General features: G+C 65.5%; 13 protein-coding genes and 1 pseudogene. 9 read left to right on the forward strand and 5 right to left on the reverse strand.

The window, feature by feature from the left end; translation table 11 throughout:
- The first annotated feature begins 80 nt into the window (after positions 1–80).
- A complete protein-coding gene (locus MHN80_RS03145; RefSeq protein WP_004019435.1) occupies positions 81–1403 on the forward strand; it encodes an oxygenase MpaB family protein in 1323 nt (440 codons plus the stop codon).
- Positions 1400–2560: a CaiB/BaiF CoA-transferase family protein gene (locus tag MHN80_RS03150; RefSeq protein WP_239399483.1), complete on the forward strand. Its 1161-nt coding sequence runs from the start codon at positions 1400–1402 to the stop codon at positions 2558–2560. The genes MHN80_RS03145 and MHN80_RS03150 overlap by 4 nt, the downstream gene beginning before the upstream one ends.
- A gap of 74 nt (positions 2561–2634) precedes the next feature.
- Here MHN80_RS03150 and MHN80_RS03155 read toward each other — a convergent pair whose 3' ends face one another.
- Both MHN80_RS03155 and MHN80_RS03160 read right to left on the reverse strand, forming a co-directional pair.
- A complete protein-coding gene (locus MHN80_RS03155) occupies positions 2635–3774 on the reverse strand; it encodes an acyl-CoA dehydrogenase family protein (RefSeq protein ID WP_239399485.1) in 1140 nt (379 codons plus the stop codon).
- 23 nt (positions 3775–3797) lie between these two features.
- A complete protein-coding gene (locus tag MHN80_RS03160) occupies positions 3798–4973 on the reverse strand; it encodes an acyl-CoA dehydrogenase family protein (protein ID WP_004019438.1) in 1176 nt (391 codons plus the stop codon).
- Between the two features lie 105 nt (positions 4974–5078).
- Between MHN80_RS03160 and MHN80_RS03165 the strand changes: the two genes are divergently transcribed.
- The 4 genes and pseudogenes from MHN80_RS03165 to MHN80_RS03180 form a co-directional block, all read left to right on the forward strand.
- Positions 5079–7103 carry an NAD(P)/FAD-dependent oxidoreductase gene (locus MHN80_RS03165; protein ID WP_239399487.1) on the forward strand — a complete coding sequence of 675 codons (2025 nt, stop codon included), beginning with the start codon at positions 5079–5081 and terminating at the stop codon, positions 7101–7103.
- A 47-nt stretch (positions 7104–7150) separates the two neighbouring features.
- On the forward strand, positions 7151–8995 hold the full coding sequence (locus MHN80_RS03170) for a long-chain fatty acid--CoA ligase (RefSeq protein ID WP_004019440.1): 1845 nt from the start codon (positions 7151–7153) through the stop codon (positions 8993–8995).
- Positions 8996–9023: 28 nt separating this feature from the next.
- Positions 9024–9353, forward strand: coding sequence for a hypothetical protein (locus MHN80_RS03175; protein WP_239399489.1), 330 nt, complete (start codon positions 9024–9026; stop codon positions 9351–9353).
- 40 nt (positions 9354–9393) lie between these two features.
- Positions 9394–9863: pseudogene (locus MHN80_RS03180) on the forward strand (hypothetical protein); the annotation flags it as partial.
- 251 nt (positions 9864–10114) lie between these two features.
- Here MHN80_RS03180 and MHN80_RS03185 read toward each other — a convergent pair.
- Together MHN80_RS03185 and MHN80_RS03190 are read right to left on the reverse strand one after the other, a co-directional pair.
- On the reverse strand, positions 10115–10309 hold the full coding sequence (locus MHN80_RS03185) for a ferredoxin (protein WP_239399491.1): 195 nt from the start codon (positions 10307–10309) through the stop codon (positions 10115–10117).
- Between the two features lie 67 nt (positions 10310–10376).
- A complete protein-coding gene (locus tag MHN80_RS03190; RefSeq protein ID WP_004019447.1) occupies positions 10377–11696 on the reverse strand; it encodes an oxygenase MpaB family protein in 1320 nt (439 codons plus the stop codon).
- A gap of 160 nt (positions 11697–11856) precedes the next feature.
- Here MHN80_RS03190 and MHN80_RS03195 point away from each other — a divergent pair, with 160 nt between their 5' ends.
- From MHN80_RS03195 to MHN80_RS03205, 3 genes are all read left to right on the forward strand, one after another.
- Positions 11857–12666 (forward strand): SDR family oxidoreductase, encoded by an 810-nt coding sequence (locus tag MHN80_RS03195; protein ID WP_239399493.1) that lies wholly within the window; start codon positions 11857–11859, stop codon positions 12664–12666.
- 99 nt (positions 12667–12765) lie between these two features.
- Positions 12766–13995 (forward strand): TetR/AcrR family transcriptional regulator, encoded by a 1230-nt coding sequence (locus MHN80_RS25790; RefSeq protein WP_239399495.1) that lies wholly within the window; start codon positions 12766–12768, stop codon positions 13993–13995.
- An 18-nt stretch (positions 13996–14013) separates the two neighbouring features.
- Positions 14014–14964 (forward strand): NADP-dependent oxidoreductase, encoded by a 951-nt coding sequence (locus tag MHN80_RS03205; RefSeq protein WP_239399497.1) that lies wholly within the window; start codon positions 14014–14016, stop codon positions 14962–14964.
- A 37-nt stretch (positions 14965–15001) separates the two neighbouring features.
- Here the strand turns inward: MHN80_RS03205 and MHN80_RS03210 are convergent, their stop codons facing one another.
- A complete protein-coding gene (locus tag MHN80_RS03210) occupies positions 15002–15766 on the reverse strand; it encodes an SDR family NAD(P)-dependent oxidoreductase (protein ID WP_239399499.1) in 765 nt (254 codons plus the stop codon).
- Positions 15767–15945 lie beyond the last annotated feature (179 nt).

A 15945-nucleotide genomic window follows, 5' to 3' on the forward strand; every position in this document is an offset into this window, starting at 1 on the left:
TAGTGTTCAGTTGGGTCTACCCTGCGTTGTAACGACGATCACATGCGGTCGGCGTACCGATCACTCACCTAGGAGGCGCGATGACCATCACCGAGCCACACACGCAGCCGACGAGTTTCCGCGGCGATCTCGACGTTCCGCCGGGACTCCCGCGCGGAATCGATCTGGGACGGATTGCGAACAAGGACAAAGCGATCGCGATGTACGGTCGCGACCTGGTCGAGAAGCTGACCGACCACGCCCTGCTCGCCGACGACTACGCCTACGCGGCGATGCTCGACTTCAAGGACAAATCCAACAATTCGACGTGGCGCACCTTCGACCAGGCCCTCGATCACGGAATCGACGCGATCGACGACCCCAGCCCCGGACTGATCGCGCTGTTCGACCAGCTCGACCACATCCCCGACTGGGTCGATTTCGACCAGCTCTACCGCGGTGCGGTCGCTTTCTGGCGGGCCGGCCCGATCGTCCCGCCCGTCCTCGCCTGGGGCGCGATCGCCGGGGGCTTCTCCATGTACAGCGCGACCCGCCCGGTCCTGTTCAGCGGTCGGCTCCGCGAGCAGGACAAGGTGGGGACCCGGCTCATCGAGAGCTTCCGGTATGTGGTCGCCGCGTACACCCCCGGCGGGATGGCGCGTTTCGAGGAGGGCTTCCGTCTCACCGCGAAGGTCCGCATGATCCACGCCGCGGTTCGCCACAGCCTCGGGCGATCCGATCACTGGGACTGGGCCGGCTGGGGCATCCCCATCAACAACTTCGACAGCATGGTCACCCAGGCCGGCCAGTTCGGGGTGAAGTTCACCGATGCGGTCCAGTCCTCGGGAATTCGTTTCAGCGACCGTGAACTCGAGGACATCTTCGCCCTGAGCCGTTACGTGGGATACGTGATCGGCGTTCCCGAGGACATCCTGCACACGGATTACGAGGACGCTCGTCGCAAGACCGATCTGCACACGCTGGTCGAACTACCGCCGGACGAGCTCTGCCACGACGTCGTCCACTCGATCATCGAGTACAGCGTCGAGAATCCACCCGGCGACGTCGAGGTGCTACCGGGACCGGTGGCCAAGTTCATGACCAACGAACGTCGACTCAAGCTCGCCTATGGGTTGCTGCACTCGTGGATCCCACCGCACGTCATGGATGCTCTGGGCGTCGAGAAGACCGGATGGCGGCACATCCTGCCGACGATCAGCCCGCTCGTCACCCTTGCCGATCGAGTCGGACGGGTGTTGCCACACGACGACGAGAAGGCCGCGTTCACCATGCTTCGCCAATTCAACGACGCGATCAAACTCCCCGACGGCGCGAACAAGGAGATGGCCGTGGCCAACCCCGACGAGGTCCACGCGGACATCGCCGCGAACAAGGGCGGCATGCCGGTGGTCGCGAAGAAGTGAGCGTCGAGTCGACAACCCCTCCCCTGGCGGGCACCCGGATCATCGAACTCGCCGGCATCGGGCCCGGCCCCTTCGCCGCGATGATGCTGGCGGACATGGGTGCCGAGGTCATCACCGTCGACCGGCCCGGGGGCAACCCCTGGGCGGTCGGCGGTCACGGCATCCTGTTCCGCAGCCGGCGGCATGTGGCCGTGAATCTCAAGTCCGAGGCTGGTGCAGCAGTGGTTCGACGTCTGTGCGCCGATGCCGACGGTTTGATCGAGACGTTTCGCCCCGGTGTGGCCGAACGCCTGGGGGTCGGGCCGGCGGACTGCCGGCACCACAACCCGAATCTCGTCTACGGCCGCATGACCGGCTGGGGCCAGACCGGTCCGATGGCGTCGCTGCCCGGCCATGACATCAACTACATCGCACTCACCGGCGCCCTTCATCAGATCGGACGGAAGGGTGGGCCACCGGTTCCGCCCCTGAACCTCGTCGGCGACTTCGGGGGCGGCGGCACCTTTCTCGCGTTCGGGATGCTGGCGGGCATCCTGTCCGCCCGCGCCGGCCACGGCGGCCGGGTCGTCGACGCGGCGATGATCGACGGCGCCTCGGCCCTGATGGCGATGTTCCATTCGTACCGGGCCGAGGGCGACTTCGTCGAGGAACGTGGCGCCAACCTGCTCGACACCGGCGCCTTCTTCTACGACGTCTACGAGACCCGCGACGGACAGTGGGTGAGCATCGGCGCCATCGAGAATCAGTTCTGGACGGAGCTCTGCGATGTCTTGGAACTGCCCGATGCGATGCGGCACGACCATCTCGATTCGAAGCGATGGGACGAGTACCGCATCATTCTCGAGAAGCGGGTCGCCGAATACAACCGGGCCGAACTCGACGCGCTGTTCGACGGCCGAAACACTTGCTACGCACCGGTTCTGAGGATGTCGGAGGCAGTGGAGCACCCGCACAATCGAGCCCGGAACACGTTCGTGACGGTCGACGACGTGGTGCAACCGGCTCCGGCCCCTCGCTTCGACGGCCATCCGCCCACGGTTCCCCGTCCGCGTCGCGCGCCGGGCGCCGACACTGTCGAGGTGCTCGGCGAGACCGGCTTCTCCCCGACCGAGATCGAGGCCCTGCTCGCCGATGGCGTGATCGACTCGACCCCATGACCTCGGTGGTTGCCCGGTCGAGAGTTCTTCCCGGGCAACCACCGATTCACCATCACCTCAGCAAGACCCCCGGTTCACAGACCGAGTGAGCGGCCCACGATCTCGCGCATGATCTCGTTGGTGCCGCCATAGATCCGCTGTACCCGCGCGTCCCGCCATCTCCGCGCGACGTCGTACTCCTCCATGTAGCCGTACCCGCCGTGCATCTGGAGGCAGGTGTCCAGTGCATTGAACTCCAGCTCGGTGGTCCAGAACTTCGCGCCGGCCGCCTCGGCTGCGGTGAGTTCCCCCGCGTTCTGCGCCTCGATGCACCGGTCCACGAACACCCGGGCGATTCCCACCTGCGTGGACAACTCGGCCAGGGTGAAGCGGTTCGCCTGGAAGCTCCCGATGGGTTGACCGAAGGCCTTGCGCTCCTTGCCGTAGGCGATGGCGGTCTCGACCGCGTACTCGGCCTGGGCGACCGCCACGACCGCCATCGACAACCGTTCCTGGGCAAGGTTGCCCATCATGTACCGAAGCCCCTTACCCGGTTCGCCGAGCACGTCGGATTCGGCGACGAGGACGTCTTCGAAGAACAACTCCGCGGTGTCCTGTGCCTTGCGCCCGATCTTCTGCAACTTGCGACCGCGCTGAAATCCGTCGTGGCCGGCGGACACGACGAACAGACCGAACCCGCCGCCGTCGTCCTCGGGGATCCGGGCCGCGACGATGATCAGGTCGGCCTGGATACCGCGAGTGATGAAGGTCTTGGAACCGTTGAGACACCAGCCACCGTCGACCCGGGTCGCAGTGGACTTGATCGCGCGCAGGTCCGAACCGGTACCCGGCTCGGACATGGCGATGGCGATCGCGGTCTCTCCGCTGACGATGCCGGGCAGCCAGCGGCCCTGCTGTTCCGGCGTCGCGATGTCCAGAAAGTACGGGAGCACGATGTCGTTCGTCAGCGAGAAGCCGTCGCCGACCGTTCCGGTGCGGACGACTTCCTCATTGATCACCGCGTTGAAGCGGAAGTCACGAAGTCCCCCGCCGCCGTACTGTTCCGGAGCCGCGAAGCCCACCAGCCCCTGAGCGGCGGCCGCGGTCCAGAAGTCTCGACCGACCTCGCCGGCCTCCTCCCACTCAGCGGTATGTGGAACTGCCTCTTTCATCAGAAAGGACCGGACGGTGTCTCGGAACTGGTCGTGCTCGGAGTCGAAAAGTGTTCTCTTCATGGTGTTGTGTTCTCGGCAACCCCTCAGCGGAAGAGGGACTTGCCGATGATCTCCTTCATGATCTCGTTGGCACCGCCGTAGATTCGCTGGACGCGGGCATCGACATAGGCCCTGGCGATCGGGTATTCGGCCATGAAGCCGTAGCCACCGAACATCTGCAGGCACTGGTCCACGACGCGGCCCTGGACCTCACTGGCGGCCAACTTGGCCATCGCGGCCCGGTCGGCCGTCAGTTCGCCACTGGTGTGCTGCCGCAGACAGTCGTCGACGAAGGCGCGGACCACCTCGGTCTGCACGTGCGCGTCTGCCAGGGTGAATCGGGTGTTCTGGTTCGCCGACAACGGTTTTCCGAACGCGGTTCTGGTGGTGACGTAGTCCCGCGCCAACTCGACCGCGCGGGCCGCTGCCGCCGTGCTCGCCACCGCGATTGTCAGCCGCTCTTGCGGGAGGTTGGTGACGAGTGCACGGAAACCCCCACCTCGCTCGCCCAGCAGATTCTCCTTCGGGACGTGCGCGTCCTCGAAGAACAACTCGGCAGTGTCCTGCGCGTGCATGCCGATCTTCTCCAGATTGCGCCCCCGCGTGAAGCCCGGGGTGTCCCGTTCGACGACCAGCAGCGACAGGCCTCCGTGACGGTCACCGTCGCTCTCCGTCCGCGCGGCGACGATCACCAGATCGGCATTGATCCCATTGGATATGAACGTCTTCGAGCCGTTCAGCACAAAGTGTTCGCCCTCTTCTCTTGCCGTCGTGGTGATGCCCGCGAGATCGGAGCCCGTCCCCGGCTCGGTCATCGCGATGGCCGCGATGAGCTCACCCGACGCCAAGCCCGGCAGCCAGCGCCGCTTCTGCTCGTCGTCGGCATAACGCTCGAAATACGGGACACAGATGTCGTTGTGGAGGTTGACCCCGAACGACATCACCCCCGCGTCGGCGACCTCTTCGGCGATGACCGCATTGAACCGGAAATCAGCGGTGCCACCGCCGCCGAACTCCTCGTCGACCGACATCCCGAGGAATCCGTGCGAGCCGGCCTTCCGGAAGAGTTCGCGGGGTATCCGCCCCTCCCGTTCCCAAGTCTCATACCCCGGCACGACGTCGGTGTCGAGGAAACGGCGAAAGCTCTCCCGGAAGGCCTCGTGCTCGGGTTCGTACACGCCACGCGCCTGTGCACGTGGACGATTCGCGGTGACTGTCATCTGTCTGTCCTGTCTGTCGATCGATGTGAAAGCGGAGGCCGTGCACGCAGCCGTCGGCCCGAATGTGATTGACGCCACGTCTGAACACATTGTATGGTCTCGTGTATGCCAGAGTCCAGTTCCCCCCGTCTCGCCCCAGAGTGGAGCGGCGCTCCCGACGGCGCATTTCGGCCCGACGCCGACTTCACCGACGAGCAACTCGCGCTCGCACTCGAACACGCCAACCTCCCGATCCTGCTGGGCTCGTTGGCTCTACTGACCGGCGATGACCGCTGGATCGAGGAGCCGTACCTGCCCACCGCTCCTCCCGATCTCGGCGACCACGACACCGGAGGATTCGAACCCGAACTCGCCGAACGAATTCGGCGGGAGGCCGGGGCCACGCTCCGCGCGTGGCGCGACGGCGACCTCGACGTGGCGGACGCTCCGGCCCCCGAGCGACTGTCACGGATCCTCTCGGTGATGCTGGCCGAGCCGCTTCCCGACGGCTACGGGCAGCTCCTGGGCGAGGAGATGGGCCTGTACCGTCGCCATTCGGTACCGTGGTCCGCACCGACGGATGGCTTCCGGGTCGCGATCATCGGTGCGGGGATCTCCGGACTGGCGATGGCGATCCGGCTGGAACAGGCCGGCATCGACTACGTCCTGATCGACAAGAACGACGACGTGGGCGGTACGTGGCACGAGAACGTCTATCCGGGTTGCGGTGTCGACACCCCGAGCTACCTGTACGCCCTGTCGTTCGACCCGAAACCGGACTGGTCGAGCTACTTCGCACCGCAGCATGAACTCGCCGAGTACTGGCGGACCCTGGCCGAGCGGCACGGCGTCCTCGCGAAGACCCGCTTCGCCACCGCGGTCGACCTCGCGCAATTCGACGCGCAGCGCTCGAGCTGGCAGCTCACCCTACGATCGGTACACAGCGGGCAGATCGAGAGCCTGGACGCGAGCGTCGTCATCAGCGCCGTCGGACTACTGAACCAGCCGAGCATTCCCGACCTACCGGGACTGGCCGACTTCGACGGGCCGACACTCCATACGGCGCAGTGGGATCCCACCCTCGACCTCCGCGGCAAACGCGTCGCCGTGATCGGCACCGGCGCCAGCGCGATGCAGTTCGTCCCGGCCGCCGCCGAGATCGCCGACGAGGTACGCGTCTTCCAGCGAACGCCGCAGTGGGCCATGCCCCATCCGCTGAAGGGTGCGGAGGTCGACGACTCAGCACATTGGCTCAACGAGCACATACCGTTCTATCTCGCCTGGTACCGCGCGCGGTTGTTCTGGCGGATGGGTGACAAGGTCTGGCGCCTCCTTCAGGTCGATCGCGACTACCCCCACCTCGGTCGCGCCATCAACAAGGGCAATGACCGGCTCCGGGCCATGCTCACCGCGTACATCGAGAGCGAACTGGCCGACCACCCAGAGCTTCTCGCCAAGAGCCTGCCCGACTATCCGCCGTACGGAAAGCGCCTGCTGATCGACGCGGGCTGGTTCCGCACGCTGCGTCGCGAGAACGTCGATCTGATCACCGACGGTGTCGCGAAGATCACCCCGTCCGGTGTCAGTACCACGGCTGGAACAGATTTCGACGCCGACGTCCTCGTCCTGGCCACGGGATTCCGTTCGGTGGACGTCCTCGGTTCGATCGAGGTCCGCGGTCGCGACGGCAAGACGCTCCGCGAGGTGTGGGGTGAGGACGACGGCCGAGCACATCTGGGTATCACCGTGCCCGGATTCCCCAACTTCTTCTGCCTGTACGGCCCCAACACCAACACCGGCCATGGCGGAACGGTCATCGCCGGTACCGAGATGCAGATCCAGCATGTAACGGCGTTGCTGGCCACCATGATCGACGACGACCTCGACACGGTCGAGGTCCGTCCCGAGGCGTTCGAGGCCTACAACCGCGAGCTCGACGAAGCGTTGGAGGACACGGTCTGGCATTTCGGCGGTACCACCACGTACTACCGCAACGATCGAGGCCGGGTCGTCACCAACAGCCCGTGGCGATACGTCGACTACTGGCGCCGGGTCCATCAACCCGATCCCGACGACTTCATCACCACCCGAGCGCCCGAGACGGCGGCGGAGGATTCGACACCCGCCGGCGCCGAACAGCTCACTCACTGAGACCTCTCGACCTCCCGTCCCTCCGCACCGCAATCGAGGCAGAAACGATGACACAGGCTTCCCAGGCACCGTCCGCACCCGTTGCCGCACCCGGCATTTCGGCATCCACACTCGTCGGAGCGTTCCAGGCGACCGCCGCCGACCGACTCGACTCGAAAGCCCTGATCGCTTTCGGCGAAGACCGCTCGTACACATGGGGCGACTACCGCGACGCGGTCGAGGAGGTCGCGGCCGGACTGGCCGATCTCGGCGTCGAGCGCGGGGACACCGTCGCGATCATGCTGGCGAACAGTCCCGAGTTCCACATCGTCGACATGGCGGTGCTGCACCTCGGCGCCACCCCGTTCTCCATCTACCTCACCTCGGCGCCGGAGCAGATCAGCTTCCTGTTCGAGAACGCGGGCAACGCTGTCGTCGTCGCCGAACCGGCCTTCCTCGATGTCCTGAACCGCACCGCGGCTCCGGCACTCAAGCACATCGTGGTGAACGGTCCCCTCGATGATTCGCGAACACACGGCAACGGGCCGGCGACGATCAGCACCCTCACCGAACTACGTGGGCGACGCCCGGCGGACTTCGACTTCGACAAGAGCTGGCGTTCGGTGGAGGCCTCGGACCTCGCGACGCTGATCTACACCTCGGGTACCACCGGCGACCCCAAGGGCGTCGAGTTGACCCACGCGAACCTCATGTTCGTGATGTACACCTGCAATCTTCGTTTCCCGTTCGACGTCGACGGCGCCGCGATCAGCTACCTGCCGACGGCGCATGCCGCCGACCGGGTCTTCTCGCACTATCTCGCAACTGTCACGGGGTGGCCCATCACGACGGTCCGCGACGCAACCACGGTCTTCGGCGCGGTGGCACACGCACACCCGACCTGGTTCCTGGGCGTTCCGCGAATCTGGGAGAAACTTCGCGCCGCTCTGCTCGCCCGGTTCTCGGCACTGCCGGACGAGCAACGGGTCCCCACGCTCGCAGCGCTCGACGCGGCCACCACGAAGGTGCAGACCGAGCAGCGTCGAGAAGATGTACCGGCCGATCTCACGGCGAAGGTCGCGACCGCCGAAGAGAACATCTTCGCCGGCCTTCGGGCCCAATTGGGCCTCGATCGGGTGGCCCTGCTCATGACGGGCGCCGCGCCCATCGCCCCCGCCGTGCATGAGTTCTTCCTCGCAATCGGCACGCCGCTGCAGGAAGGCTTCGGGATGTCGGAGACCGGGGCGCTCGGTTTCACCAACATTCCCACCGACATCCGCGTGGGCAAAGTCGGTCTCGCACAACCCGGCACCGAGGCCAAGCTCGCCGACGACGGCGAACTCTTGCTGCGCGGACCCCACGTCATGAAGGGCTACCGGAAGGCGCCGGAGAAGACCGCCGAAGCAATCGACGAATTCGGCTGGCTGCACACGGGCGACATCGCTCAGATCGATGACGAGGGGTGGGTGACCATCGTCGACCGCAAGAAGGAGCTCATCATCAATGCCGCCGGCAAGAACATGTCGCCGGTCAACATCGAAGGCAAGCTGAAGAGCTCGTCACCGCTGATCGGCCAGGCGTGTGTCGTCGGCGACCGTCGTCCCTACAACGTCGCGCTGATCGTGCTCGATCCCGATGCCGCACGCACCTTCGCCGCCGAGCACGGACTCGCCGAGAGCACCCCGTCGTCGCTGATCCAGGAGACTTCGCTACAGGCCGAGATCGCTGAGGCGGTAGAACGCGCCAATTCCCAGCTGTCCCGGGTCGAGCAGATCAAACGGTATCGACTCCTGGCCGACGAATGGCTCCCGGATTCCGAAGAGCTCACCCCGACGATGAAGCTCAAGCGGCGCGGGGTGGCCACCAAGTACGCAGAGGTCATCGAGGACATCTACTCGTCACCAGCCCGCTGATCACAGCGGATCAACTCCGGAGCAACCCATGGAAATCCGCGTGGAAGCGCACACGGTCCGCGTCCGTGAACGATCGGATCTGCGAGACCTCGAAGTCCGCAGCGCGGTGAACGAGATCGAGACCTCCGAACGTTTGCGACAGCGGGGCATCGGCTATGTCGACGGCGATGCTGCCTACATCAACACATTGTGGTTGCAATCGTTGAACGACGACCGACGATGGCGCGACGAAGTCCGTGAGTTGCTGGCGTTCGCAGAGTGCCATGGGTGGTTCGACGGTGTCTATCTGCGAGCCCGATTCACCGTGTCCGGTGCACCGCGGGTCCGGCCGGGATCCCCCGTCAGGGCGGCACGGTGACCGGTTCACCACCGCCGTTCGCGTCACGTCCTCGTTCGTCATGAGCACCGATCGCGTTGAATCCGACATCGACGAGAAAACGTTGCTCGTCACCCCTCCGAAGTCGCAGGCCGCAGGAGTGGAGGCCGTCCTGGTCTCCCTGCGGCGCGGCATCGAGCAGATGGGGCTTGCGCGCACAGCCCGTACCCTGGTGAAACTCAACCAGCGCAACGGATTCGATTGTCCCGGCTGCGCATGGCCGGAGACTCCCGGGCACCGCAAGCATGCCGAGTTCTGCGAGAACGGGGCCAAAGCAGTCGCCGAGGAAGCAACTCGGCGGGTCGTCGATCCCGACTTCTTCGACGCTCACCCGGCCTCCGAGCTGCGTGAGCGCACGGACTACTGGCTCGGACAGCAGGGCCGTATCACCGAACCGATGGTGCTGCTGCCCGGCGCCACCCACTACGCCCCGATCACTGGCGGCTCGCGTACTCGATCATCGCACACGAACTCCGCGCCTTGGACACCCCATCCGGGCCATGCGCGATGGGCGGGCCTCGCTGTTCATGGCGATGGGCGGCAACTTCGTCGCGGCCGCGTGACGAACGCCGTTTCGACACCACCTCCGGCAAAGCAACATTCGTCGTCAACGACCTGAGACCAACCCCCTCATCCCCCTCGACCATGTCGCCGACAAATCCAATGCGCCGGTGTCCAAGGCGGTCACCATTCGCCTGGAGCCCGCCAGGTCGTAGACCGGGCGGGCTCCAGGCGACTGCGGGTCAGACTTCCATGAGCAGAGCCCGCATCGGACATTCGTTCACTGCTTCCGTTATCGCAACCCGGTACCGCGCAAGGTCCGTCGGATCGGCAACCAGGTGCGCTTTTCCGTCGTCGCCGACTTCGAAGACCTCGGGAGCCGCAGATTCGCACGCCCCCAGCCCGTAACAGGCCGTTCGATCGATGGTGATCTTCATGATCCGTCCTCCGGTCATTCCGTGCGGCCGGGGTGCGCGGGCGGCACGGCCCGCGCATCCCGTGCCACTAACTCGCCACGCGCGCAGACGCCTTCGGCACCTTGCCCTTGTTCGCGGCAATGTCCTTGGTCAGCGTGTCCGGGTTCGCGACCTCTTCGGACTTGCCACCCTCCGGCGTTGCGATCGCGGAATTGAACTGCCGCAACGTCTTGAAAGCCTTGGCCTCGTCGTCGTGCGGCAGTTTACGTGCCACGCGATCAAAGGCGCTGACCAGTGGCCGAATGGTCGGCAGCGCGAAACGCCACGGGGTGCGTTCGACGTCGAGCATCTCGCTCACGTAGTCCGGCTGCCAGTTTCGGATCAGTGCCCACGCGAGATGGCGTCGCCGCTCGGTGGTCATGAAGGCGGCAACCGGTCCCGGAAGCAGTTCGACATCACCCGGCGGCTTCTCGGTGCTGTACTCGATGATCGTCTTGACCACATCGCGACAGAGGTCGTCGGCCGGCAATTCGATGAGCTTGTGGAAGTTGACCTTCATCCGGGCGTCGTCGGGGTTCGTGTGGAGCACCTCTTCCGGAACGCCGATCACCCAGCCCACGTACCGGCAGAGCGCGAAGATGTCCTCTTCCTCGCGGTCGCTGATGCTGATCCCCGACGCACGGACGCCGTCGACGAACTGCGTACCGAACTGTCCCGCTTGGGTGTTCATCGAATCGAGGTTGCTGATGGGCAGACCCCAGCTCGGCCAGTCCCAGTGCGGGGAATGACTGAGCGTGTGTCGCACCGCGGCATGGATCATGCGGACCTTCGCAGTGAGACGGAAGCCGTCCTGATCGCGGCGCATGCCGCCGGGGGTGTGCGCCGCAACGACGTATCGGAAGCTCTCGGTGAGCCGCCCGCCCACGGCCGACTCGTCCTTGAGGCGACCACTGAACAACACCGGCCGTGTCGAGCTGTACATCGAGAAGCCCGCTCCGATGGACGAATACGTCAGCACCATGCCGGCAACCGAGCCCACTCGCCAGTATGCGACGGCACCCCGGTACAGCTGGTCGAAGTCCACCCAGTCCGGAATGTGGTCGAGCTGTTCGAACAGTCCGACGAGTCCGTCGGAGGGATCGTCGAGCGAATCGATCCCGTGATCGAGGGCCTGCTCGAACATCTTCCAGGACGCGTTCTTCGACTTGTCCTTGAAGTCCAGGAACGCTCGGTAGGCATGATCGTCGCCGAGGAGAGCGTGGTCGGTCATGCGCTCCACGTAGTCGCGTCCGTACCTCATGATTGCTTCGCGCCGATTGTTGATCCGGCCGAGATCGATACCACGAGGCAACCCCTCGGGAACGTCGAGCGAACCTTCCCTCGTCTGCGGAATCAGTTGAGCGGTCACGAGTCTTCTCCTGTCGTCGGTGAATCGGGCTGCCGACTCCTCCGGGCTGCCGCGTCGGTTGTGATGGTCGGCTGCCAGCGACGGTATTTGTGCTCCACAACACAGTCAACGTGTCCGAACATACTGTATGGTCGGTTGTACAGAATCGATGAGGAGTTCCATGACGCAGAATTCGCCCTACCAGTTGTTCGACGTCGCCGGTGCCCGGATCTTGATCACCGGTGGGACCAGCGGGATCGGAGTGATGATCGCCGAAGGTTTCGCCGCAGCCGGTGCCGACGTCGTCGTGTCGTCACGCAAACAGGCCGGAGTCGACGCCGCGGTGGAGCGGTTGTCGACCTCCGGGCGCGTCACCGGAATCGTCGGCGATGTCTCGACCCCGGAGTCGGCACGAACCCTGGCTGCCGAGGTCCTCGCACGCGGCGAGCGACTCGACGTGGTGGTGAACAATGCCGGTGTGACGTGGGGTGCCCCCCTTGAAGAATTCCCGGATGCCGGGTGGGACAAGGTGATGCACACCAACCTCGAAGGCGTTTTCCACCTCACCGTCGCCTTGCTACCCGGACTGCGTGCTGCCGCACGTGAGGCCGGACGCGCCTCGGTCATCAACATCGGTTCGACCGACGGCATCAACGTGCCGGAGATGGACAGTTTCAGCTATGGGGCGAGCAAGGCCGGACTCCACCATTTGACAAGGCATCTCGCGAAGAAGCTCGCATCTGAATCGATCACCGTGAACGCCATCGCGCCGGGTCCGTTCGAGAGCCGGATGATGCGGTTCGTGACAGAGAATCCCGACGCACTCGAGCGGGTCGTCGGCGGGATCCCACTGGGGCGTCTCGGAGAGCCTGACGACATTGCCGCGCTGAGCATCTTCCTCGCCAGTGCTGCCGGAAAGTACATGACCGGGAACGTGATCCCCCTCGACGGGGGCATAGTCGGTTGTGGCGGTTCGGCGAAGCTGGGCTGAGCGGTGCGGGTCGCTCGCGGGTCGGCGCACCGTCGTCGAGAGCCGCGGCCCTCCGACGCCACCGTTGCCGCCTTCTTCGCTGCAACGGAGGAGCTGTTGGTGCACAAGTCGTTCGAAGAAGTCACCATCGCCGACATCATCTCGGGCACGCGGCATTCCCGATCCGCCTTCTATCATCACTTCGCCGGGAAGTTCGACGTCCTGGTCGCCCTCGCCGATGTGGTGCTGGCCGAGTCCTACGGGGGGCCGCAACTCTGGGATACGACACCGGGGCGCGACCGGTCGTACGGAATGCAGGCGAGCATCACACCAACCCTCGAGATGTGGTCGTCACACGGCGGAGTGATCGGCGCGGTCGTCGAGCACATGCACTCGAACCCCGACATCGAGGCCGTGTGGCGTCCGACATTCGACCGATTCGTCGCAGGAGTCGCCGAACAGATCCGTCACGAGCGCGACTCCGGTCGTGCTCCGGACGGCGCGCGCCCGGAGATGATCGCGACCGTACTCGTATGCGGCATCGAACGCGTGATGTATGTCTGCACACGGGAACTCGATCCGCATCTCCCTGCCCTGGCGTCCGCGGTCGGCGCGGTGGACTGGCTCACTCGGTCCGTCCTGCGGCCGGTACCGAATTCGGTACCGGCACCGTCCGCCGGAACACTGTCGTCAGCGACACAAGCCCGTCCGCACGGCGACGGGCCCGGCGGCGCACACACACAGATCGAGCACTCCGGGGTCGATCCGAGATCCGATACGACGTCGACGGCCATCCTGGACTCGCTCCGCGACCTACTACTCGATCTCCCACTGGACAAGGTGAGCGTCGCCCGAATCGTTCGGCGCGCCGGTGTGTCTCGGTCGACGTTCTACTTCTACTTCGACAACAAGAACGCGGTGTTCGCCGAGCTCTACCGTGAGGTCGCAGCGTCGACCGTCCACCGACTCCAGTCGCTCGACACCATCGACCGGGCCGACCGGGCCGCCGTCGGCACAGTGTTGCGGGAGTGGCTCCGGATCGACGCGCGGACCACCTCGGTGATGAGGAGCGCCCTACTCGAATGGCCCCGACGGCCCGAGCTCCGCGAAGTCTACCGGGCCGGCATCGCTCAGATGGCGGACTACCTCGGGCGCGTCATCACCGCCGATCGGCGCTCGGGGATCGCCATCCCCGGTCCGCCGCCGGGAGAACTCTCCGCCGTGGTCCTGTGGACAATCGAGAGATCGATCGCCGGCGCGCTGGCCGGAGACGACAATCTGACCGACTTGCACGAGGTCACCCACTTCCTCACGGAGTTGTTGACCACCGCCATATACGGAAGTCCCTGAAAGCCAGAAAGGCTCATCATGCGCGCAGTTGTCATTCCCCGTTTCGGTACGCCGGACGTGTTGGAGGTCCGCAACGTCGAGGTACGTCCAGCCGGCGAGGGCGAGGTGCGGATCGCGGTTGCGGCCACCGCGGTCAACCCGACCGACATCGCCACGCGCAGTGGGCTCGTGGCCGCCGCCTACCGGGATTTCGACCCGCCCTACATCGCGGGCATGGACGCGGCAGGTGTGATCGAGTCGGTGGGCCCCGGCTCGGCATCGGACCGCTTCGCGGTGGGCGACGAGGTCATGTCGATCGTGATGCCTCGCCGACCCGAAGGAGGCGCGCACGCCGAGCTCATCGTCGTGCCCACTGCTGCGGTCGTACCCAAACCGTCCACACTGTCGATCGAGCAGGCAGCGATGCTGCCCATGAACGGGTTGACCGCTCTGGAAGCCCTGAGCGTCCTGGACCTGAGACCTGGTGCCACGCTGGCGATCACCGGTGGATCGGGGTTTCTCGCCGCGTTCGTGATGACCCTCGCCCGGCGCAGGGGGATCCACGTCATCGCCGATGGTCGGCCCGACGAGTGGGGCACGATCCGGACACACGGTGCCGCGGAGGTCGTGGCGCGTGGACCGGGTGTCGAGGAACGTATCCGTTCGGCCGCGGGTGGCGGCGTCGATGCCGTTCTCGACACCGCACTGATCGGTTCCTCGCTGTACCCCTGCATCGTCGACGGTGGAGTACTCGCCTGCGTGCGGACATTCGACGGCGTCCCACCGGAGCGCGGAATCCGCGTCCGCGAGGTATGGGTGCGCGAACGCCTGCTGGACACCGACGGTCTCACCGAACTGGCCACCCTTGCCGATGAGGGGTTGTTCGACTTCCTGATCGCCGCAGGTAGATTCGCGCCGGAGCAGGCCGCCGACGCGCACCGGATGATCGAGGCGGGCGGAGTACGGGGGCGTCCGCTCATCATCTTCTGACGAGCGGACGCCTCCGCGCCGATGACCGCTCCCTGCGCTACATCGGGGACGAGGTGAATCCTCCGTCGAGGACGTAGGTGTGACCGGTGACCCAGTCGCCCGCGTCCTCGGCCAGGTGGGTCACCGCACGGGCCACATCATCGGGCCGGCCCAGTCGACCCTGGTGCTGGGTGAAGAACTCGTGCGCATCGACGCCACCCGACGCGGCCTGGAACGCCTCCATCAGGTTGTCCGACAGCGCTGTCTCGACAAAGGCCGGTGCTACACAGTTGACCCGGATGTTCGCGGGTCGCAGTTCAACTGCCGCGGTCCGGGTGAGATTGATGACAGCCGCCTTTGTGGCGGCGTAACCGCCGATCATCGGCATCCCGTTGGTGCCTGCCGACGATGCGGTGTTGACGATGGCGCCACCGCCCCGGGCGGTCAAATGCGCTACAGCCGCCTTGATTCCGTGGAAGACGCCCTTCAGGTTGACCGCGATCATGCGATCGAAGTCGTCCGCGGACAATTCGGTCACCGGAGCCAGGATCGCGATCCCGGCGTTGTTCACCAGCACGTCCAGGCCGCCGAACTCGTCGACGGCCCTACCCACGGCCGATTCGACCTGGTCCTGGTCGGTGACGTCGACCGCGACCCCGATCGCCGACCCACCGATATCCGCCGCCACCCGATCGGCGGCTCCGCCATCGAGGTCGGCCACCACCACATGCGCGCCTTGTGCGGCGAAGCGGCGGGCAACGGCAGCCCCGATCCCGCCGCCGGCTCCGGTCACGACCACCGATTTGTTCTCGAACGTTGACATATCCACCTTCTCCTAGTCCGACCATCTCGACCGTACACACTGTCCGAACGACATGTACAGGTTCTGGGCTGAAGAAGGCCACCGCCCCGTGTCGACCGCTGGGTCTTCGAATTCGTTTGAGCGGCAGCGTCATTCGACCTCCGGCAAACACCCGGTGACACCTGTTCGCGTCAGACCGC

It is taken from the genome of Gordonia sp. McavH-238-E, assembly GCF_022348225.1.
GTDB classification, from domain to species: domain Bacteria; phylum Actinomycetota; class Actinomycetes; order Mycobacteriales; family Mycobacteriaceae; genus Gordonia; species Gordonia terrae.